Here is a 22,300-nt window from a genome sequence, read left to right on the forward strand (position 1 = left end):
TTAATTTTATTTATACAACGCCCGGCTGCGTGGTCGGGAACGGCAAATCCGCGATGCCGACCATCTCTGCGGGCGGCCCGGTACGGATCAAATCGACGTATTTCTGCGCAGTCTTTGCATCGACCTGCGGCAGCGCCTTGCACAACGCGACGATCAGCGCGACATACGGCGAGCTCACCTGGTTCAGCGCCGCCCGCAGCACCTCAATGCCCTCGCGGTGGCTGGCCACCATTTCCACGGCGCGTTCGTGCTCTTCGCCTTCGGTCATCGCCATGGCTTCTAGTACCACGCACAGATGATCCGGCAACTCGTCGTCCGAAATCTGGAACCCCAAGGCCTCCAGCTGCTCACGGAACGACAAAATCGCCATGCCCCGCTGGCGGGTATCGCCAACGGCGTAATAAGACAAGAACAACGCGCAGCGACGACGCTGGTCGAAGGTTTCCACGTAGTGTTCTTCCAGCGCGCGTGGGCCCACGCTGCGGGCCCATTCCGCGAAGTTCACGAAGTCCGTGGCAATCGCCAACGGCAGCTGATCTACCTGCTCTTCAACAGCGGCGAGCTTATCGATGATGTCCTCGCCCGGGTAGTTCAGCAACACAGACACCGCCATCGCGGTGATGCGTCGCTGCTCTTCGGTGACCTCCACCGGGGCAATGAACTCGGTGGGCACTTTACCGGTGTGGGCACGCAGGGTTCGCTCGACGTCCTTGGCGCCACCCATAGTGCCGATACCCGCCGGGGTGCCGTAGCCGGCGACGGCGTCGTCGGCAGAAGCAGCGGCGAATTTCGGCTTCGTCGACGGAGTCGTCGGGCGTTTGCGCAGCTTGTCGAAGATACTCAAGGGTTGCTCCTACTTCTTCCCTATTCCCTATTTTTTCGGAGGGAACATCGAATCGGGCCGGTCGCCACTCCAGGACAGCAGCGAGACTTTGCCGCCTTGGGCAGCACTGCTGGTGCAGGCTTCCGGTGCGCCCATGCCCAGGTCGTGGAATACGTCCTCGGAGGCCTTTGCTGGGTCCACATTGCCGAATGGGTCCAGGTTGGAAATGCCACGTGGGGTTTCCGGAGAAGCGGTCGGGATGACGTAGCGGTCGTCGTACTTCGCGATGGACAGCAGACGGTACATTTCTTCGATCTGCTTGCCGGTCATGCCGACGGCCTGCGCAATTTCTTCCTTCGGCTCGTTGCCCAGGTTGATATCGCGCATGTAGGAACGCATAGCCACCAGGCGGCGCAGGGATTTCTCCACCGGCACGGTATCGCCCGCGGTGAACAAACCAGCCAGGTAATCCAGCGGGATGCGCATATTCGACAAAGCCGAGAACAAGATCTTGTGATCCTCGCCGTCGTTGCCGGAAGCAGTCACGCTGTCGACGATTGGGGACAGCGGCGGGATGTACCAGACCATAGGCAAGGTGCGGTACTCCGGGTGCAGCGGCAAAGCAACACCGTACTTGAAGATCAGATCATAGATCGGCGACTGCTGAGCAGCATCAATCCAGGAGTGCGGGATACCCTCTGCTTGCGCGGCGCGCACCACCTCTGGGTCGTGCGGATCCAGCATGATCGACTTCTGTGCCTCAAACAGATCCTGCTCGTTTTCGGTGGCAGCGGCTTCGGCGACGCGGTCGGCGTCGTAAAGAATCACGCCCAGGTAGCGCAGACGGCCCACGCAGGTCTCAGAGCAGACTGTCGGCTGCCCGACCTCTAAGCGCGGGTAGCACAAGGTACATTTTTCGGCTTTACCAGTCTTGTGGTTGAAATAAACCTTCTTGTACGGGCAGCCGGACACGCACATGCGCCAACCACGGCAACGGTCTTGGTCCACCAGAACAATGCCGTCCTCGGTGCGCTTGTACATCGCGCCCGACGGGCACGAGGAAACACAGGTTGGGTTCATGCAGTGCTCGCAGATACGCGGCAAGTAGAACATGAACGAATCCTCGATTTCCTTTTTCACCTCGAGGTTCATGTTGTGCAGCACCGGGTCATCGTCCATGGTGGTCGTCGAACCACCCAGGTTATCGTCCCAGTTGGACGACCATTCAATCTTGCTGATGTCGCGCCCGTCGATCTGCGATACCGGCTTCGCGGTAGGCTGCGTTTTCTGCCCAGCCTTCGCGCCCATCAGATCTTCGTACTGGTAAGTCCACGGCTCGTAGTAGTCCTTGAGCTCCGGCAAGTTCGGGTTGTGGAACAGCGTCGCCAATTTCTTGATGCGTCCACCGGCTTTCGGCTTCAGCTTGCCAGAGCTGGTGCGTTCCCAGCCGCCTTTCCACTTCTCCTGGTCCTCCCACGTGCGTGGGTAGCCCAGACCCGGGCGGGTCTCGACGTTGTTGAACCAAATGTACTCGGTGCCTTCACGGTTGGTCCATGCCTGCTTACAGGTCACCGAACAAGTGTGGCAGCCAATGCACTTGTCCAGGTTCATGATCATGGAAATTTGGGCCATGACTTTCATTAGTAGGAAACCTCCTGTGAACGGCGACGGACGCGAGTAACCTCATCGCGGTTGTTGCCAGTCGGGCCGATGTAGTTGAAGTGGTAGGTCAGCTGGCCGTAACCGCCAGCGATGTGTACCGGTTTGATAGAGATGCGGGTCAGCGAGTTGTGCGTGCCGCCGCGGCGGCCGGTGTGCTCGTTGATCGGCGTGCCGACGGTGCGTTCCTGGGCGTGGTTACAGATCATCGTGCCCTCCGGGATGCGGTGGGAAACGATGGCACGCGCAGAAACCACACCGTTGCGGTTATAAACCTCGACCCAGTCGTTATCGGTAACCCCGATCTTCTCGGCGTCCTTGTTGGACATCCACACGACCTGTCCACCACGCGAGATGGACAAAACGTGCAGGTTATCGAAGTACTGCGAGTGGATCGACCACTTGTTGTGCGTCGTCAAGTAACGCAGCGTGACTTCGGCTTCGCCACGGTCGTTGGTCAGTTCCGTGCCCGGCGCGAATTCGCCGTGCATGTGCACGTGGTCCAGCGGTGGGCGGAAAATCGGCAGGGTTTCGCCGTAGTCGATGTACCAGTCGTGGTCGATGTAATACTGCATGCGGCCCGTGACGGTGTGCCATGGTTTGTCGAATTCCACGTTGATGGAAAACGCGGTGTAGCGACGCTTATTGCGCTTGTCGGCGGTCCATTCCGGCGAGGTGATGACCTCTTTCGGGCGTTCCTTAATGTCGTCCCAGGTGATGCGCACATCTTCGTCGGCCGCACCCAGTGGGGTGAGGTCCTTGCCGGTGCGCGAGGAGAGGAACTCGAAGCCCTGCTTCGCCAGCTCACCGTTGGAAACACCAGACAGGTGCAAAATCGCGTCGATGACCTTGGTGTCTTTGGACAGATCAACCAGCTCACCCATGGAAGTTTCCGAGGTACCGCAGATCAGCTCAAGCTCTTTGGCCTGCTTTTCGACGTTGAACTTGGTGCCGTGCACGCCAGTTCCGGCCTTTGCTGGCAGCGGGCCGAGGTGGGTCCACTTCTCGTAGATCTTGGTGTAATCACGCTCGACGACGTGCAGCTTCGGCATGGTCACGCCCGGGATCAGTCCCTGCTCTTCGACGTTCGGCACCACACCGTTTGGCATGCCCAGCTCGTCGGGGCTGTCGTGGTGGCTTGGCTGCGTGACGACGTCGCGCTGCTTGCCCAGCCAGGTGGTGGCCTTGTCAGACAGATCGGCGGCGAGATCGCGGAAGATCTCGAAGTCGGTGCGTGCCTCCCATGGTGGGTTGATCGCGGCGTTGAACGAGTGCAGGTACGGGTGCATATCCGTCGAGGACATGTCGTGCTTTTCGTACCAGGTCGCCGCCGGGAACACCAGGTCAGAGACCAGGGTGGTCGAGGTATTGCGGAAATCGGCGGTCATCATCAGATCGAGCTTGCCGACGGGCACGTCATCGGTCCATTTGATGGTGCGCGGGCGATCTTCTTCTGCCAGTTCCGGCGCGTTGGCATCGGAATCGATGCCCAGCAGGTGGCGCAAGAAGAACTCGGTGCCTTTCGCGGAAGAGCCCAGCAGGTTGGTACGCCAGTTGATGAGGATGCGTGGCCAGTTCTCTTCTGCCGATGGGTTGTCGTAGGAGAACTCCAGGTCGCCTTTTTCTAGCTGCTGGACGACGTAATCGTTGACTTCCATGCCGGCTTCGTCGGCTTCGTCGGCCAAGAACAGCGAGTTGCGGTTGAACTGCGGGTACGCCGGCATCCAGCCACGACGCATGGCTTCTGCCATGGTGTCGGAGACCATCTTGTCGCCGATGGCGTCGTTGTTAGCCAGTGGCGAGCCCAGGTGGGATGCCCGCGAGTTGTCGTAGCGGTATTGCTCGGTGGCGAAGTAGTAGAAGCCAGTGGTGATCATGTGGCGCGGTGGGCGCTGCCAGTCGGCAGACATCGCCCACTGGGTCCAGCCGTTCATCGGGCGCAGTTTTTCCTGGCCCACGTAGTGTGCCCAGCCGCCACCATTGACGCCCTGGGTGCCGCACATCGAGGTCAGTGCCAAGAAGGTGCGGTAGATGTTGTCGGCGTGGAAGTAGTGGTTCACACCCGCGCCCATGATGATCTGCGAGCGGCCCTGTGAATCGGCAGCATTCTGCGCGAATTCGCGGCCAATGCGGATCGCGGTTTCGGCTGCGACACCAGTCAGGCCTTCTTGCCAGGCTGGGGTGCCGACTTCGCTGGCGTCATGGAAGTCCTTCGGCCAGGAGCCAGGCAGGTTCAGTTCTTCACGGTTGACGCCGTAGTGCGCGAGCATAACGTCGTAGACGGTGGTGACGAGCTTGCCGTCAACCTCACGTACCGGAACGCCGCGGTGTACGACACCAGCGCCGATTGGTTTGCCGGTTCCGACGTCTTCTGGGTTGGCATCCAAGTCAAAACGTGGGAACAGCACCTCTGCGGTGTCGAATTGGTCGGTCTCGGCGATGGACATGACCGGGTCGGCATGATCCAGCGCCAGGTTCCACTTCGACGATTCCATATCCCAGCGGTCAGCAACCGTGCCGCCTGGGTCGACGACGCGGCCGTCTTCTTCCATGACCAAGCCACGGTGGGTGGCGTTCGGTGATTCCTTCAGGGTGTCATCGCTAACCTGCGAGGCAGTCAAGAACTTGCCTGGGGTGTAGGTTCCGTCGTCACGCTTGTCCAGAGCCACCAAGAATGGCGAGTCGGTGTATTTCCGCATGTAGTTCAGGAAATACGGCTCCTGGCGGTCCACGTGGAAGGTTTTCAGGATGACGTGGCCCATGGAGAATGCCAGCGCCGCGTCGGTTCCTGGTTGGATGCGGGCCCATTCGTCGGCGAACTTCGTGTTATCCGCGAAGTCCGGCGAGACCACAACGACCTTGGTGCCCTTGTAGCGGGCCTCGACCATGAAGTGGGCGTCCGGGGTACGGGTCACCGGAATGTTCGAGCCCCACATCATCAGGTAGGACGAGTTGTACCAGTCACCAGATTCCGGGACGTCGGTTTGGTCGCCGAAAGTCTGCGGCGATGCTGGTGGCAGGTCGGCGTACCAGTCGTAGAAGGACAGGGCGACGCCGCCGATGGACTGCAAGAAGCGCATGCCGGCGCCGTAGGATACCTGCGACATCGCTGGAATAACGGTGAAGCCGTTGATGCGGTCTGGGCCGTATTTCCGGATGGTGTAGACGTGTGCCGCCGACGCAATGTCGATCGCTTCTTCGTAGGAAATGCGGATCAAGCCGCCCTTACCGCGCTGCGAGATATAAGCGCGGCGCTTTTCTGGGTCTTCCTGGATTGCACGCCATGCCAGCACGGAATCGCCGTGCTTTTTCTTTTCCTCGCGGAACATGTCGACGAGCACGCCGCGGGCGTAAGGGTAGCGCACACGCGTCGGCGAATAGGTGTACCAGGAGAACGACGCGCCACGTGGGCAGCCGCGAGGTTCGTATTCCGGCATGTCATTACCGGTGGTGGGGTAATCCACGGCCTGGGATTCCCAGGTGATTACGCCGTCTTTGACGTAGACCTTCCACGAGCAAGAACCAGTGCAGTTCACGCCGTGAGTGGAACGGACCATCTTGTCGAAGGCCCAGCGGTTGCGGTAGAAAACGTCGGCCTGGCGGCCACCCTTCAGAAACAGCTGCTGGCCGGAATCGGTGGCCTCACCCTTGCGCAGGTAGGCACCTAGTTTGAACAGCGGGTTGGTTTTGGGACCGTTAGAGTTGCTGGATGCTGAGGAGTCAGTTGTAGAAGTAGTCATGGGGAAATTCGCTCCTATTTATCCTGGGTACGGTGCATTCGGGCGGGCGTAGAAGATCCACACCAGCACCGTGGTGATCGCGAAGTAGACGACGCAGCCGATGAAGAAGACGGTTGGCGCCAACATGGAAAGCAGGACACCGACGATGAACGGGCCGAACGCTGCGGTAGCGCCCGTCCAACCAATCACGCCGCCGGCTTGGCGCTTCGGCAGAATCATCGGCATTTGTTTGAAGGTGCCGGCGTTAGCCAGACCCGTGAAGAAGAAGACGACGAGCATCGAACCGAGGAACCACCACATTTGGTCTGGGTGGGATGGCGTCAGGAAGAACGTGGCGACGATGGTGAAAATAGTCATGCCGACACAGCCGATGAACGTCCAGATGGCTCCGCCGAACTTGTCGCACAGCGGACCCCACAGTGCGCGAACCAGCGCACCAATGAGTGGGCCCAGGAAGGCGTAGGTGGCACCGTTGGGCAGGTTTTCGAATTGCCCAGCGAATTGCGAGCCAGCGCCGAAGGTTTGGTTGATCAGCAGAGGCAGCTGGGCTGCGAAGCCAGCGAATCCACCGAAGGTCATCATATAGACGGCGGTGAGAATCCAGGTGTTCTTGTTACCGAAGATGTCGATCTGTTGGCGGAAGTTTGCCTCGATCGGGACGTCTTTCAGCAGCGTGAAGGCCAGGATGGCGCCGACGATTGCCCATGGGACCAGGAAGATCGCTGGGTTGTGCACGAAGATGTGGCCGTCGTCAGTACGCTGCGGTGCCACGAACCCAACGCCGAGCAAGGTGAATCCCATCAGCCATGGGGCAACCAGCTGGATGAATGAGATACCGAAGTTACCAATGCCGGCCTGCAGACCAAGCGCGGTGCCGGACAGGCGCTTCGGGAAGAAGTAGCCGGTGGATGGCATGAATCCGGAGAACACGCCACCGCCAACACCGGACATGAATGCCAACGTCAGCAACCACCAGTAGGAGGTGGAGGTGTCTTGGACGGCAAAGAACCATCCCAGCATCGGGATGATGAACAGGAGGGATGAAACCCAGACCAGCTTGCGGGTACCCATGATGGGTGGCATGAACATGAAGAACAGGCGGAACAAACCACAAGCCAAGCCTGGAATGGAGGTCAGCCAATAAAGCTGAGCGGTGGTCAGGTCGAATCCGATTGCATTCAGCTGTGGTGCAATTGCGGAGACCAGGTACCACGTGGCGAAGCCAATGATGAGAACGAAAGTGGAAATCCACAGTGTCCGCCAGGCGATTTTGGAGTCCCAGTGATCAGATTTTTCTGGATCCCATCCCTGGATGACTTTGCCTGAGGTATCGAGAGTAGTCATTGTATCCTCATTAGTCGTAGGGCTTATGTCCCCCAATTTAGTGGCAAATGAATCAATCAAGGAAACCCAAAACGGCTAAATTTTTATTAAATTACGACACACAAATCTTGCATAATTCGCATAGCGAACAATCCTGCAGGTAGGGTACTTAAGGTAGCCCTAAGCTGGGGAAACAATACTCCCCTATGACTTTTATCACCGCCCATTTTCAAGAAATTGGAGGCGAAATATGGGTACAAAACTAGCTGCCATCATCGTCAGTTCCGACCGGATTTTAACAAAAGGTAACACAAATAAATCCGGTGAGATTGCGCAAGATTTTATTAAAAATTACGGATTGCAATTGCACGTTTCCACAGTTATCGCAGAAGGTTACACCCCCGTCGATGGCGCCGTACAATCAGCCCTTGCCGACGGCTGCGAAATCATTATCGTCATCGGCGGAACCGGCATTGGATCCACCAACTTCACACCAGAAGTAACGGAAAAATACCTCAGCGCCCGGTTGCACGGCCTGGAAACGCAAGTACTGCTGCGCGGTTTGCAATCCTCGCCCAAAGCTGGTCTATCTCGCGGGATCATTGGTATGACCGAGCACGGCGGCGGAAGCCTAATCATCAACTGCGCGTCGTCGTCAGGCGCGGTCACCGACACGCTGTCCGTGGTATTTCCACTCCTGCCGGATATTTTTCGGGACTGCACAAACTAATAGGGTCGTAGCCGGAGACTACTTCACTAGTTTTGTAAAACCATTGTTTTGCGATCCTGCTCACACTATCATTATGTGAACGACACCACACGGCAGTGTGTTGGCCCCAGAGCAGAAAGGCATTCCCATGACGGTTACTAACGTGCAAACCCGCGCAACCATGACCGGCACGGCTAATTCGGCTACTGCGGATTCGGCCGTGAAGACCGCACCGCACGCAACAGACTTACGCGCTACTGCGCTCAACTGGCTGACCAACCTAGAACAAGCCACCAATGCCACCACCGCCGCCGATGCAGGGCGCGCCGTCGCCACGCTTTTTGAAACAGACGGATTCTGGCGCGATCTCACAACTTTTACCTGGAACCTACATACCGCCGAAGGCACCGAGGCCATCGCAGACATGATTGCCTCCACCCACCCGGCATCTGCCTTGCACAATATTGAAATCACAGATATCGAAGATGAAGGCCCGGATGAAGTCACCGATAACGTCACTCGCGTGCACTTCACATTCGACAGTGCCGCCATGCACGGCAAAGGTATCGCGCGTCTACGCAACGGCTTGGCATGGACGATGCTCACATCCGCCCGCGAGCTCAAAGATTTCCCCGAACCCACACGTCGACGCCGGGTCCTAGGCGCCCAGCACGGGCCCAAGCTAGATCCAGAAAATTGGGCCGACAAACGCGAAAAGCGGCGCGCAGAACTCGGCTATTCCACCCAACCATACGTGCTCATCATCGGCGGCGGCCAAGGTGGTATCGCGCTGGCAGCCCGGCTGAAACGGCAAGGTGTGCCGACGTTGGTCGTCGACAAGGCACAACGCCCAGGTGATCAATGGCGCGGGCGTTATCATTCGCTCTCGCTGCACGATCCCGTGTGGTATGACCACCTACCCTACCTGCCTTTCCCGGAGGACTGGCCGGTGTTCACCCCGAAAGACAAGATGGGTGATTGGCTGGAACATTACGTCGGCATCATGGATCTGGACTATTGGACAAATGCCGAAACCACCAGCGCCGCGTACGACGAGGAAACCGGAACCTGGTCAGTGCACGTGAAACGCAGCAACCCAGACAGCGGCGAAACAGAAGACGTCGTCCTGCACCCCACCCAGTTGGTTTTGGCAACAGGCATGTCGGGTGTGCCGAATAAGCCGCATCTGAAGGGCCAGGAGAATTTTGTCGGCGAGATACGCCATTCCAGTGAGCACCCGGGCGGGGCGGGAGATGCCGGGAAGAACGTGATCATCCTGGGTGCGAATAATTCCGCGCACGATATTGCTGCCGATCTGCACCACAATGGCGGACACCCGGTGATGATCCAGCGTTCGTCGACTCATATCGTGCAGTCCGATTCTTTGATGCGCGAGGTCTTCGGACCGTTGTATTCCGAAGACGCCATTGATGCCGGGCTGGATACCGATTCGGCCGACCTGCTGTTTGCGTCCTGGCCATACAAAGTTTTGCCGGATGTGCAGCGCCCGGTCTTTGACAAAATCAAACGAGACGACGCCGAGTTTTATGAGCGGCTGCGCGAAAAGGGGTTCCTGCTCGATTTCGGCGACGACGGCTCCGGGTTATTCCTGAAATACCTGCGCCGCGGGTCGGGCTATTACATCAACGTGGGTGCCTCGGAGCTGGTGGCTGATGGTTCGATTCCCGTGCATTCGGGAACTACCATCGCGGAGGTCGGTACGGATTCGGTTACGCTTGACGACGGCACCGTGCTGCCAGCAGACGTCATCGTGTTGGCCACCGGCTATGGCTCGATGAACGGTTGGGCGAAAATGCTGATTTCCAAGGAAGTCGCGGACAAAGTTGGTAAATGTTGGGGCCTGGGTTCGGACACGACAAAGGATCCGGGGCCATGGGAAGGCGAGCTGCGCAATATGTGGAAGCCGACCCAGCAGGATAACCTCTGGTTCCATGGTGGCAATCTGCACCAGTCACGGCATTATTCGCGCTACCTCGCACTGCAACTGAAGGCACGTTACGAGGGCATGGATACGCCAGTTTATCGACTAGCCCCAGTGCACCACACTGGTTAACGCCCTCCTGAACTAGCTTTTAGCTAGCGGTGCTTTGCGTGTGACAAGGCGTTGTTTCACGTGAAACATCACCGTCACATATCACCGACACATTAGGCTGCATCTAATCCAAGGATCGCGATCGCCTTGTCTGTTAATTCAAAAGACAAGGGTTTCTTGGACACTTCCCGGATGCAACCCTGAGTAACAAGTTCATCTGCAACTGGGCGCACAGTATTCCAATGTTTCGCCATGTATTGCGTAATTTCGTGCAAAGACACCGGTTCATGGGGACCAAAGAGGAAGGCCTGTCCGAGAATCGACAAAATCGCTTTCTGATAATCCGAGAGTTCAGCATCTTCGAGCCGATCTTCCAAGTTAAGAAATTGCACGCGCTTCTCGTCGAGGGACTCTTCGAGCTCTACCTGAGCGTCACCAATGAGGTCGGCGATCGCCTTAACGAAGAAGGTCACTTCCCCACGGTTCAGTGAATGCTCGGCCTGGTGGAAAGCGGAATAGTATTTCGCTCGTTGTACAGAGAATTGGTGCGACAACGACATTGCAGTCGGCGCCGGCAGTACATCCAATAACCGGAACGCCAACAAGAACCGCCCCAACCTGCCGTTGCCGTCATAAAACGGATGGGTGTATTCGAACATAAAATGCCCCACTAAAGCGTGGACCAGAGAATTTTCAGCGCTTAGTTGGGTGCGCAAAAAAGTATCCATCCTATGCTCGATATCTTCTTCCGTACCTGGCGCCCGATGAAGTGTTGTCGTTCCATCGAAAATCGTCACTTCGTGCCGACGAAAATGCTTCCCGTCTGGTGCGTCGTCGGCAGCAATTTCATGAGCAAGCAGATCATCATAAAGCCCCCGCAATTGCTGCACAGTTGCCGGGAATTCCATGCGGTCGGAATCTGGCACGAGCAATGATCGGTACAGCCCAGCCATTTCCCGAAACCGTTTGTGGGCGGTAGTAGAGGGCCGCTCCAAAGCAGACGCGATTTCTTTCCGCGTAGAAAAAATCCCTTCGATGGCATTCGTCGCCCGAATTTCAGAGATTAAGATTCCCAGCAAATAGTGCTGCCGCCCAATGCCCGGAAGTGCTGCCCATTTATCAGAGATTCGCAGTTCAGTATGCCAGATTTTTTCCAATTGCGCGGCAAGCTCGACGGTCATCACCAGAAATAGCGGATACCCCGCGACATCGAACTCCCATTGTAGAGTCGCTGGTGAGTCGAGTCTGCGCGCGTATTCTTTCTCCAGCGCCGAATGACCGTGCCGACTCGCGTGAAAGACCGTCTTTAATGGCTTATAACCAGATGTGTTTGCCATGAGTCGAGCCTTCTTCGGGTCGGTGTTGCTGTTTCAGATCGGTGTCGCTGTTTTAGATCAGCGTTGTAAGTCTGCAGACAATAATAACGCGCTATTTTACAAAAATCGCGGTTTTTGTAAAATAGCGCGCCGCAGTGTGGGTCTAATTTACACCTCTGATGTAGATCCCTGGTTTAGGCCGGAGTGTTTGCGCTCCCACCGGTTACTTCCGAGTCCAGCAAGCTAATCGCCTCCCAACAACTTATTTGTTGCGGGAACGCTGCCACATCACAACATAAATACCGATGCCCAATGCAAAGGCGAATACGCCCAAGCCGAGGATCAAGCCGGAGAAGAAACTCATCGACGACGAGGTCGGCTTGTAGTTCGCGCTCGTGGCACCACGCTGTGCGGCACCATCTGCGCTGGCGAATGCATTGCCCTGACCATCGACGGCTTCCAGGTTTTCTCCGTCAGCGCCTTCCAGCGGAGCTGCTTCCAATCCCGGGGCCGAACCTGTGCCCGAACCACCGCCTGGTGCGGGAGCTGGAGCCGGTGCTGGCGCAGGTGCTTTAGCGGGCACTAGCGATCCGCTGGCTCCACCACCGCTTGGTGCTGGTGCTGGTGCTGCCCCGCCGCTTTTCGGTGCGACAGGAGCGGGCTTCGGGCCTCCACCAGCCGGAGCAGGCTTGTTGGTATCCGAGTTTCCACCACCAGGCTGGCCCGGTTTCGCAGGCGCTGGCTTATTACCGGAATTGGACGCACCCGGTGCACCCGGCGCGCCTGGTTTTCCTGCAGCATTTGGCTTAGCCGCGTTCTTATCGTCTTTCTTGGTGAATGGAGATACCAATTTGCGGACGGAATTTTCAATACCGGAGATCGCCTTTTCCGTTTGCGTGATTTCCTTTTCCATCGCGGTCAGGTGATCACCGAAGGTTTTAGGCTTATTGTTATTGCCCTTGCTCTTCGAACCAGAATTAGCGCCGGTCCTCGTTGATCCGCGATCAGCGCAGTCGTAGTCGCCAACCAGGAACATGATGTCCAAGGTCTGAGTTCCGCCGCGTGGCAGCCCGAATTCAAAGCCCACCTCGTACACACCGGCTTTTTCAAACACGAATCCGGTGTGCACGTGCGTGTTATATGGGATAGGCCACGCATCATTGGAATCTTCTGAATCCAGCACAATTTTGTTGTTGCCGAAATCTTCCGGAAGCCAACCAATCATCCGGCCAGGGCCCTGCTTCAGGTTCAGGTTCATCGACACTGACTCCCCTTCCACCAGGTGGTCGCCCAGATACATCGTGGAAAAACCAAGCCACGGAACGTTGGGCAATTGCGTTTGCGGCAGATACCATCCTTCGTCGGGCAGCCCCTCGATTCCCAACTTCCCAAGCTTCACGTGCTGGTCATTGGAGACCTCAACTACGCTGCGCCCAGACCCATAAGACAGGGATTCACCAGAAGAATCATCGATCAGTGCGGGTTCTAATCCGTTCTCCGAAAGAACCGTCATGTCCTGGTGGCCGTGCGTAATCTTATGATCTGGGGTCCACCCCTCGGATGCAGTGCAGATTTCGTGGATTTGGGCGCTTGCCGACGGCGCGAGCACGCCTGCCCCCAGGCCAGCCGTCGCCAAGCCCAACGACAGACCCAGACTCACAGCGGTTTTCGAGAAACGGCGTGGGCTGAGTGGGCTAAGTGGGCTAAGTGAGCTAAGCGACCTGCGCACACCGTGCAGGCTGCGCACACGACCATGGCGGTGCGAGTGGTTCGTGGATTTCATGGTTCCTCCCAAAAGAAACGTGACCAGGTAGTTGCTGGTTTTCGTGGCGATAAATTGTGCGGTATGAAGTTTGTCTGAGATTGATCGGGCTTTATGTGGTTTCGGCGGCTGGCTGTCTGCTCGCCCGCGCGGCCCTGGTGGTCTGCAGAGTTCTGATCGACGGCATCAGCGCCCAGACCACCAGGAACCAGACCGAGAGCAACAACACGATGCTGGCGCCCGCCGGAAGATCAAATGCCCAGGCGATATACAACCCGAAGAAGCTCCCCAACGCGCCGAAGGTCGCGGAAAGCACCATCATCGTCGTCAAGTTTGAGGTAATCAGGCGGGCGGTGGCCGGTGGTGCAATCAGCAGGGCGAGCACCAAAATATTGCCGACGGTGCCCACCGAGATCACCACGGCTGCGGTGACAGCCAGGTACAGCACGATGTCCATCAGCAACACCGGGATGTTCATCGCGCGGGCGGTTTCGCGGTCCAGGCACGTGACGTTGAGCTGGGGGCCGATGACGACGATCGTCGCCAAGACCAGCACGGACACAGCCAAGGCCAACCACACATCCGTGCTGGAGACGCCGGTGAGCGATCCGAAGAGGAAGCTGCTCAACGAGGCGGTATACCCCTCGGTGCGGGAGATGATCACCATGCCTATCGCGAAGGAAGCAGCGAAAAAGATGCCGATCACGGAATCTTCCCGGACGTTTTGCCGCTGCGAGAACAACGCGATCAGGATCGCAACCACCGCCCCGGCCACAGCGCCGCCCAACAGAACGGAAACCTGCAGGGCGAATGCAATGGTCAGGCCCGGAAATACCGCGTGCGAGACCGCATCACCAATGAAGGCCATGCCGCGCAACACCACATAACAACCGACGACGGCGCAGGTGATCGCGGCGATCACGGAAATCGCGACCGCGCGCGCCAGGAAATCCAGCTGTGGGTTCGCGAGATCCATCAGGAACTCCGGAAAGGAAATCACAGAATTAGGCATTAGACACCCACCCCAATCGCAGAGAGCAGTGGCGAGCTCGGGGCGACGGAGAAGGTCTGCGACCAGATCTGCGGATTCGCGCGGATCTCGCCGGCAGGCCCGTCGGCCACAATCCCCTTGTTAAACAACACCACGCGATGACAGGTATGCACCGCTTCAGCCAAGTTATGGCTGGACATGACGATGCTCGTGCCCTGCCCACTCAACTGCTCAAACAACTCCAACAGGCCCTCCGTATTCGGCGCATCCAGTCCGGTAAACGGCTCATCCAAAAACAACACCTCCGGCTGAGTAGCCAAAGCGCGCGCCAACAACACACGCTGACGCTGCCCACCCGAAAGCTCCGCGATGGGCCGGTCCGCGAGATCCGCCAGATTCGTCAACTGCAGCGCGGCATCGACGGCCTGGTGATCGTGCCGACGCGGACGCCGGAACCACCCGATGATTCCAGTCCGGCCAGACAGCACCGTCTTGCGCACGCTCCAGGGAAACTCCCAGGCGACATCGTGGCGTTGCGGCACATAACCAATCGAGGCATCCACGGTGATCGCGCCACTTTTCACCGGCACCAACCCGAGGATCGAACGCATAAACGTCGTCTTGCCCGCACCATTGGGGCCAAGCAGTCCAATGAACTCACCGTGGCCGATCTCTATGCAGGCATCGGTGATCACCTTCCGCCCGCCCAGGAAAACCTGCAGCTTATCGACGGTAATCAGCGGTTGCATGCTTATTTCTTCTTTCCGCGGCTAGCCACGCCGACGCCGACCAACACGACGACAAGCACTATTCCGCCGACCAGCAACCAAGACACCTGGAACCCAGACGAGCCCGTCGAGGCATTGTCCCAGTCAAAAACGGCGTTATGGGCTTCGGCGGGGTCAGTGCCCTCGCCTACCGCGAAAGTTACTGCCTCCCGCGCGGAAAGTTCCTGCCCGTCATGGGTGGTGGCAGAAATCTGCAAGCCCACCTGGTGCACGCCCGGATCCGTAAACGTCCAGTTCGCGTGGGTGTGGGTGTGCAGCTCGACGAAGAAGTCATCATCCTTGCCTTCTGCCGTCGACCACAGCACGTCCGGGGCTTCGAAGCCGCCGTTTTGTAGGAACAGCGCGAACTCACCTGGGCCGCTATGGCCGACAAAGTCCATGTTCACACCGTTTTGTACGTTCTCTGTCAACGCTGGTGCTTGGGTGTTCCAACCCAGCCACGGAACGTCGACGATTTCCGTCTGCGGCACCACGTAGGCCGGCTCATTCGCGCCAGCGCCCACGAAAGAGAAGTCATCGTTGTCCGGTAGTGTTTGCACCGAGTTTTCCCGCAGCTGGAACACCATATCGTCCAGATGGCGCCACACTGGCGGCTGGCTGCGGTCATCGCGGGCCAAGATCTGGAGTTCCCCGTCGATTACCATCGCACCAATATCAATGTGTCCGGCTTCGACGACCACCTTCTCGCCTTCCGGGGCGATCGCTTCATCGCCGGTAACCACCTGGGATAGGTCGCTTCCCTGCGCGGTCGCAGCTGGCTGTGCTGCCGGGAAAAATCCTGCGCTCAACCCAGTTGCAGCCGCTAGTGCCAGGCCTGCGGCGCGGGTGCGCAGGGTGGTTGTGCGAGGTGTGGTTGTGCGAGGTGTGTTGTGAGTATTCATGGGAGTTCCTTTTCGTTATTTCTGTGGTTATTTCTGCAGTCATCGCAGTGTTGCCCCGGCGCGGCCGCACCGGATCTGCAGACTTAGGGGCTTAAACATCGGTTGATCTCATTCGCATTAAACCGCATCAGATCCAGGTACGTCGGCACGTGTTCGTCCAGGCTGTCGCCGTAAATCGTGCACACCTCTGCCCCGGCCCGGCGCGCGGTTTCTTCCAACGTGGAGGTGGAAGCAGCAGCATTCGGTTCGACGAACACCGCCGGGATATCCAGGTTTTCCAAGGTGCGCTGCAGTGCGATCACATCGCGCGGGGATGGCTCGATCGAGGCATTCGGGGTAACAAAACCGGCGATATTAATCCCGTATCCCTGCTCCAAATAGGTGTAGCCGTGGTGGGTGGTGACCAAGTGTCGGCGGTGTTCCGGAATCGCGTCGTACGCAGCGTGCAGTTCGTCGTCGACAAGCTGTACCTGCTGGTTATATTCGGCGGCGCGCTGCTGGTAGCGGTGGCCATTGGACGGGTCGGCTTTGGCCATCTGCTCGGCAATGACCTCCACGTACGCCCGCGCATTGCGGGTGTTGTGCCACAGGTGCGGGTCGATCTCCCCGTGCAAGTGCTTGCCCAACACCGCTTGCGGCAACAGATAGGTCTCCTGGCCGGGGCGCCCCAAAAAGCGGTAGGCCGGGTCCGGTGGGATGGGCTGCAGGGTCGACGACGGGATCGCGAGCACGGTGGTATTTGGGTCGAAGCTCGCGTCGTGGTCGCGCAGCGCGATGGTGCCGTCGGCAAGATCTGCGGTGATATCCACGTGGCCGGAGTCGATGACGTGCGCGCCTTCCTCTGGGTTCACGCCGACGGCGACGGTGATGGTTTGTTCCTCGGTGGCCTCTTCGCCCGGCTGTCCGGCAGCGGCGAAGGTGAGCTTATAGATGCCAGGTTCGCTAAACGCCCAGGACACGTGCGTGTGGGCGTTGGCAGGCAAATCAATGCCGGAATCAGACGGGAAAATGGGTTCCGGGGTGCCGAAGGTGGAAACGATATACGCCGAGACATCACCCGGGCCTTGGGCATCAGTCATGGTGAACTTCACCGAGTTCGCCTCCTGCGCCCCTTGCACGCGCAAGCCCAGCCACACGGCATCAAGAGCGATATTTTCCACCAACGGGATCAGCTCTGCCCCATACGATGGCGCAAGATCTGCGACGTCGACGACTTCCCCCGCGGTGGATTCGCGCAAAGTTTCGGCCAGCGCTGGTGGTTCCAGCAACAAACCGTTGGCGAAGGCCAGGTCGGCATAGGCGACTTCGCGAACCGTGCGCAGGCTGGGTTCGAAATCGTGCGGGTCCTTGCCGGGTGGGATGAGCGTGGTGACCTGCGCGTCGTCCCCAGCAACCTGGGAGACTAGATCCGCCAGGATCGGCGTGGTGGCCACGACCCGCAGCCTCGGTTCGGCATTGCCAGCTGCCTGGGTGTGGCTTCCGTGCGCCTGGCTTCCCTGTCCTTGGGCGCTTGCCGACGCACCACTGAACGCATATGCTCCCCCGGCCGTCGCTGTCAGCACCAACGCTGCTACCAGGCCGTAGCCCAGTTTTCGGGCGCCAGACCACTGCGCAATGCCTGTGCGCTGCGCGAATGTGGTTTCGCGGCGGTGTTTCATACTCAATCTTTCTGCACGTTCGTCTGTGGTTTTATACCTGCGGGATCATTGCGGTCTGCGGCGGTTGTGGCGGCTGGGGTGGTTGCGTGCCGGTCGTCGCCGTTTGCGCTTTCGGATCGCCATCTGCGCCATCTGCGCTTTCTGGGCTTGCGTCGTCGCCCTCAGCTTTCGATTTCTTTATTGCGAAATGCGCAGCTGCCACGCCCAGGAACAGCAGGCCAAGGCCCAGCACGATGGCCGCGATATTGAACAGCTTGGAGTCTTGCCCGGCCAACGTGGAAGAAAAACCATTGCCCAGCGGGGTGCCGTCGGCAGCCAACCCTTGGGCCGCGAGTTGTTCTTCACTTAAGCCCTCGGTGGCGGCTAGGTCCGCGTCGGCACCACCACCAGCGCTACCTGCTGCCCCACCACCGGCGATGCCGGCACCAGCGCATTCGCCACCATCGGGGTTGACTACCGCACCCAAGTCGAAGTGGCCGTCGCTAAAGGCACCACCCGGGTTGCTGCCACCGACGACGAAGTTCAGCGTGGCGTTGCCGGAAACTTTCTTGCCGTTGTTGAGCTGCGCGGACTGGGTGATGTTCACCTGATAGCGGCCCGGCGCGCCGAAGACCCAGTTTGGGTGCACGTGGGTGTTTCGTGGGATGGCTTTGCTGCCCTGGTATCCGCCACCTGCAGCGCGGAACCATTCTTCACCCACGATCTGGCCCAGTTGGCCTTGCGAGTACACGGTCATTGGGCCTGGTCCGCTAAAGCCGGTGATGTCCCAGCGCACGGCAGATGCCAGGTGCTCGTGCATTGATTGGTGCTGCGTATTAGCGCCTAGCCACGGCACGCCTGCGACCTGCGTGGCGCCGATCATCCAGGCTTTTCCTTCCGGCACGGTGCCGACGGTGCTCGGCAGGTTCACCTCGGCATTCGACGATAGGTAGAACGTCGCCCCTTGTGCTGGGCGCCATTGCGGCGGGCTGGTGGTGTCGTCTTTGATTTGTGGCTGCAGACCTGGGGTGCATTGTGCGTTGCCGCCGCCGGAAGTGCTTGCCGACGCCGAACCGCCGGAAGCACCGGCTGGTGGAGCGGATTTCGGTGCTGGGCCCACATGCGCGCCACCGGCGCGTGGCCCTGGGGCTGCTCCCCCGCCACCCTGTGGTGCTGGGGCGCCAGGTTGGTTGCCTGCGTGGCCGCCGTGTCCACCGGCTTGTCCTCCACCGTGGCCGCCTGGTGCTGCAGGTGCTGGTGCATCCCCGGCTTCGCCGCCGACCTGCCAGGTGTAGGTCACCGCGTTACTGGATTGTCCGTTGGCGCTGGCATACACCGTCATCTGGTAGGTGCCCGGGTGGGTAAATGCCCAGTTGATGTGCTTGTGTGCGGGGTATGGCTGGTTGATGACCGAGCCGGTGCGCAGGTTGTAGGAGCCATCGTTGGTGACGGATTTGATGCCCCCGAAGCCTTCGGTTTCGAAGATGTAGACCTCGCCCGGGCCGGAGACGTCTTGGAAATTGAAGTCCACGGCTTGGTATCCGTCGGCAGCAATCGGTTGGGTGTCCCAGCCCGGCCAGATGACGTCGTGGTTTTGTGATTGGGGCAGGAAGTACGTCGCTTGGCCAATGCCATCGACGCCTGCTGTAGCTTCTGACCAGGCGGCGTCACTGACGTGCAGGACGACGTCGTCGCCAGGTCGTTGTACTCCGCCGCCGGTGATGTCTTCTTTCATCGACAGCGACAGTTCTCCGCCGTGTGAGGTGACGTAGAAAACGTCGACGTGTCCACGGTCGAAGGTTTGGGCTAGCGCGGTGGGGGCGAATGCGGCTACCCAGCACAGCACCAAGGCTGTCAGCAGCGCGGAGTATGTGCGTGCTGGCCGTGGCGACACAGTGTGCAATGCGGTCATGTGCGGTTACTTTCCGGGGAGATGGAATCTGGGGGGGTGGTGGGTTTAGTTTTTTAGCTGCGGGAAACGGTCAGTGATGAAGTTAAACACCTGCGGTTGTAGCTCCATGAACAGTGCAACCATGCGGGCGATGAACACACCGCCCAGCAGTGGTGCCAACAGATGGACGGGGTTGAACTTGGAGAAAAAGCCCTGCGGCGATGAGTCGCCCGGCTTGGATTGGTTACCTGGGTCCTTGGGCGCTTCAGGCTTGGGCTTTTTCTGCTCGTTCTGCTCATTGTGGTTGCCGGATTGTCCATCGCCAGGGCTTTGCTGGCCTGGGTCGTTTGGTTGGTTCGGGTTTGGCTGGCTCGGGTTACCCGGTTCGTGTGGCTTATTCGGGTTTGGCGCAGGGCTGGTTTTACAGGTCTCCAGAACCTCGTCACCAACTGCGACGACGAGTTCTTGGCTCTCGGATTTCAGTTCCTGGCCCTCTTTTGTCGTGCCGCTGTAGCTGACGTCGAAGGTGTAGATTCCCGGATTAGAGAAAGCCCAGTGCACATGGGTGTGCGCCGAGTAATGAGATTCAATCGAATAATCCTGTTTGGTGGAGTCGGCAAGAATCTCATGATCGCCTCCGAAAGACCCCTTATCGATGAACACACCCCAGCTGGAGTTTTCCGGTGTTTCACGTGGAACTAGGTTCAGAGATACCGGGCCGTCGAATTCGTCCTGCACCGGAATGGCTTCGGTGTTATATCCCGGCCACAAGACGGCTTTGTCCTGAGCCTGCGGCAAATAGTAAAACTCACTGTCTTTCTCGCCAATGAAGTTATACTTCTCGTCGCTCAAATGTTCAGGACGCTTCCGTTTCGCGTTATCACGGATCGCAAAAGCAACATCGTTCAAGGAACGCTCCACGGATTTATCCGCGGCAATCCGGGTATCGTCTTTCAACGCAATGTCGAGGCCATCTTTGGTGCGTTTGCCCAAGATATCGACATGGCCGCGATTGAGCATGATCTTGTTTTCACACACTGCGTGCCCAGCGTGCTCACCACTGCCCTGCTGCTCGTTGTTCTTCGGCGGTTTCTGCTGTTGCGCACCAGGTTTTTCCGCACCCGAGTTATCGGTACCGCCATCGCCGTGTCCTGATCTTTGCAGCTCTGGTTTCACAGAGCCATCAATCTCACCCAAACGGAAGGTCGCCTCGGTGCTGGTTCCGGCATTGAATTTGTCTGTGACAATTCCGGACGCAGCCTTACGGCCAAATCCAGCATGCGGAATGACATCAACTTTCAGAATCGCGTTTTCCGGCAAGTGCCCGTCTTCAAACCGAAGTGTGCCTTTGCCGTCCTTAAAGGTACCCGCCAAGTCTCGGTCTGAGGCGCCTTTTTCCAACCATTCTTCATTTTCATAGATGCCACCCGTAATCAGCCCCTGCAGCTGCGGATCTTTCGCCTCGACGACGATTTCTCCGACCCCATTGGCACCGGGGACGTATTTCACGGTGACCTCATCGTTCGTGATCGCAGTATTCGGTGCCGGGAAGTTGAAGGTCCGCAGGTTATTGCCCTTGGGCAGTTGCTCCGCATGATTTTCCGAGGTGGTTTCTACCCCAGCCTGGCCTGCGGAATATGCTAACGGTGCAGAAATCCAGTGCGCAGAAGTTTCATCATCCGGGGTAAACACCGCTTGGATATTGGATTCTTGGGCGCTCAACAATTCATCCCAGGAGGCTTTACCGTTTTCAACCTCAAGGTCGGTCAGGAAATAGCCGTCGACGAATAATGTCACGGTGCCCGAAAGCTCCGGATTTCCGGCGTCGAAAGAAATAGTAGAAAGTTTGTCATCACCGTCGACAGTCGGGTCCGCTTTTTTCGCAACGCTTAAACGATAATTGGCCTCTGCAAGATTTGCTGTGCGCGCCTGATTGTAACGTTCCTGTAAAGGCTTCGTGGCCTCAGCCTTCGGCTGTTGGCCGCCCGCCTGAATCACCATAGTTCGTGGTTCGGAGGCCACATAAGTGCCGTCTTTGCGCAGACCGCTGGTTTGAAACTTCAGCTCATATCGTCCGGGTTTAGTAAATACGGTTCCGATGTGGTTGTGCTCGCCGGGCTCAATCGAAATAGAACGTGGCGACGATGCGCTAGTACCCAAAAGGCGCAAGACATCGATTGAGTGTCCGGGCCTGTACTGCAGCTGTTCTACCTCACCCGGTCCATCCACTGACAACAGGTCTAACGAGACCCGGCCGTTCAGCATATCGTCGACGTTTAAGTCTTTTTCTGCACCATAACCAAGCCATGCTGGGTCTTGTCGGCCTCCCAATGGCGTTTCTGGCGAATACACGTAGGTATTACCTGGATTGCCAAGGTATCGCAGACGTTCATTGTCATCGACAGTGAACTGATACTGCTGCTTCTTATCAGCGCCGTCACTGTTATAGCCCTTACCGACCCACACCGCCGACTCCGAGAGCTTGTGCGGGCCTTCGCCATTTTTCGCGTAGAGGTCGAACACCCCGGCGTCGTCTCGCACAGTGTATGGAGCGTCAATATGCTCTCTGGTGAGAATCTTTTTCCCATCGTCTGGCCCAGCGATTGCCGCTGGGAGCCCTGCGAACGTGGTGCCGAGAGCCGCGGTAACAGCGATGACCAACCGAGTATTGCGACTACGCCGCCCTGCCGCACGTGAGCGACGAAGCTGTGGGGTCATAACTCATAA

The 22,300-nt window shown here is 58.3% G+C and carries 14 protein-coding genes; 2 read left to right on the forward strand and 12 right to left on the reverse strand.

What is annotated here, in order from left to right; translation table 11 throughout:
* Nucleotides 1-10: 10 nt before the first annotated feature.
* Genes narJ through B142_RS0105920 form a run of 4 tightly spaced genes read right to left on the reverse strand, consistent with a single transcriptional unit; the run spans nucleotide 11 to nucleotide 7,566 of the window.
* Entirely contained in the window at nucleotides 11-844 is an 834-nt protein-coding gene (narJ, locus tag B142_RS0105905) for a nitrate reductase molybdenum cofactor assembly chaperone (RefSeq protein WP_018120625.1), read from the reverse strand.
* A gap of 27 nt (nucleotides 845-871) precedes the next feature.
* Complete coding sequence (gene narH / locus B142_RS0105910) at nucleotides 872-2,464, reverse strand: nitrate reductase subunit beta (RefSeq protein ID WP_018120626.1); 1,593 nt, start codon at nucleotides 2,462-2,464, stop codon at nucleotides 872-874.
* Nucleotides 2,464-6,222: a nitrate reductase subunit alpha gene (locus tag B142_RS0105915; protein ID WP_018120627.1), complete on the reverse strand. Its 3,759-nt coding sequence runs from the start codon at nucleotides 6,220-6,222 to the stop codon at nucleotides 2,464-2,466. Before B142_RS0105915 ends, narH begins: the two co-directional genes overlap by 1 nt.
* A gap of 18 nt (nucleotides 6,223-6,240) precedes the next feature.
* Entirely contained in the window at nucleotides 6,241-7,566 is a 1,326-nt protein-coding gene (locus B142_RS0105920; protein WP_018120628.1) for an MFS transporter, read from the reverse strand.
* Between the two features lie 229 nt (nucleotides 7,567-7,795).
* On the opposite strand from B142_RS0105920, the gene B142_RS0105925 reads away from it, so the two are divergent.
* Both B142_RS0105925 and B142_RS0105930 read left to right on the forward strand, forming a co-directional pair.
* On the forward strand, nucleotides 7,796-8,275 hold the full coding sequence (locus B142_RS0105925; RefSeq protein ID WP_018120629.1) for a molybdopterin-binding protein: 480 nt from the start codon (nucleotides 7,796-7,798) through the stop codon (nucleotides 8,273-8,275).
* A gap of 160 nt (nucleotides 8,276-8,435) precedes the next feature.
* On the forward strand, nucleotides 8,436-10,328 hold the full coding sequence (locus B142_RS0105930) for an NAD(P)-binding domain-containing protein (RefSeq protein ID WP_081604945.1): 1,893 nt from the start codon (nucleotides 8,436-8,438) through the stop codon (nucleotides 10,326-10,328).
* 92 nt (nucleotides 10,329-10,420) lie between these two features.
* Here the strand turns inward: B142_RS0105930 and B142_RS0105935 are convergent, their stop codons facing one another.
* From B142_RS0105935 to B142_RS0105970, 8 genes are all read right to left on the reverse strand, one after another.
* The gene (locus tag B142_RS0105935; RefSeq protein WP_018120631.1) at nucleotides 10,421-11,644 is read right to left on the reverse strand and encodes a Fic family protein; all 1,224 of its coding nucleotides are present in this window, start codon (nucleotides 11,642-11,644) and stop codon (nucleotides 10,421-10,423) included.
* Between the two features lie 241 nt (nucleotides 11,645-11,885).
* Nucleotides 11,886-13,406, reverse strand: coding sequence for a choice-of-anchor M domain-containing protein (locus B142_RS14180; RefSeq protein WP_144736792.1), 1,521 nt, complete (start codon nucleotides 13,404-13,406; stop codon nucleotides 11,886-11,888).
* Nucleotides 13,407-13,497: 91 nt separating this feature from the next.
* Entirely contained in the window at nucleotides 13,498-14,397 is a 900-nt protein-coding gene (locus tag B142_RS0105945; RefSeq protein ID WP_018120633.1) for an anchored repeat-type ABC transporter permease subunit, read from the reverse strand.
* Nucleotides 14,397-15,125: an anchored repeat-type ABC transporter ATP-binding subunit gene (locus tag B142_RS0105950; protein ID WP_018120634.1), complete on the reverse strand. Its 729-nt coding sequence runs from the start codon at nucleotides 15,123-15,125 to the stop codon at nucleotides 14,397-14,399. Before B142_RS0105950 ends, B142_RS0105945 begins: the two co-directional genes overlap by 1 nt.
* A gap of 2 nt (nucleotides 15,126-15,127) precedes the next feature.
* Nucleotides 15,128-16,045 (reverse strand): choice-of-anchor M domain-containing protein, encoded by a 918-nt coding sequence (locus B142_RS0105955; RefSeq protein ID WP_018120635.1) that lies wholly within the window; start codon nucleotides 16,043-16,045, stop codon nucleotides 15,128-15,130.
* Nucleotides 16,046-16,128: 83 nt separating this feature from the next.
* On the reverse strand, nucleotides 16,129-17,703 hold the full coding sequence (locus B142_RS0105960) for an anchored repeat ABC transporter, substrate-binding protein (RefSeq protein WP_018120636.1): 1,575 nt from the start codon (nucleotides 17,701-17,703) through the stop codon (nucleotides 16,129-16,131).
* 31 nt (nucleotides 17,704-17,734) lie between these two features.
* Nucleotides 17,735-19,594 (reverse strand): TIGR03773 family transporter-associated surface protein, encoded by a 1,860-nt coding sequence (locus tag B142_RS0105965; protein WP_018120637.1) that lies wholly within the window; start codon nucleotides 19,592-19,594, stop codon nucleotides 17,735-17,737.
* Nucleotides 19,595-19,639: 45 nt separating this feature from the next.
* Nucleotides 19,640-22,291 carry a choice-of-anchor M domain-containing protein gene (locus B142_RS0105970; protein ID WP_026167886.1) on the reverse strand — a complete coding sequence of 884 codons (2,652 nt, stop codon included), beginning with the start codon at nucleotides 22,289-22,291 and terminating at the stop codon, nucleotides 19,640-19,642.
* Nucleotides 22,292-22,300 lie beyond the last annotated feature (9 nt).

It is taken from the genome of Corynebacterium propinquum DSM 44285 (genome assembly GCF_000375525.1).
In the GTDB taxonomy this organism is placed as follows: Bacteria; Actinomycetota; Actinomycetes; order Mycobacteriales; family Mycobacteriaceae; genus Corynebacterium; species Corynebacterium propinquum.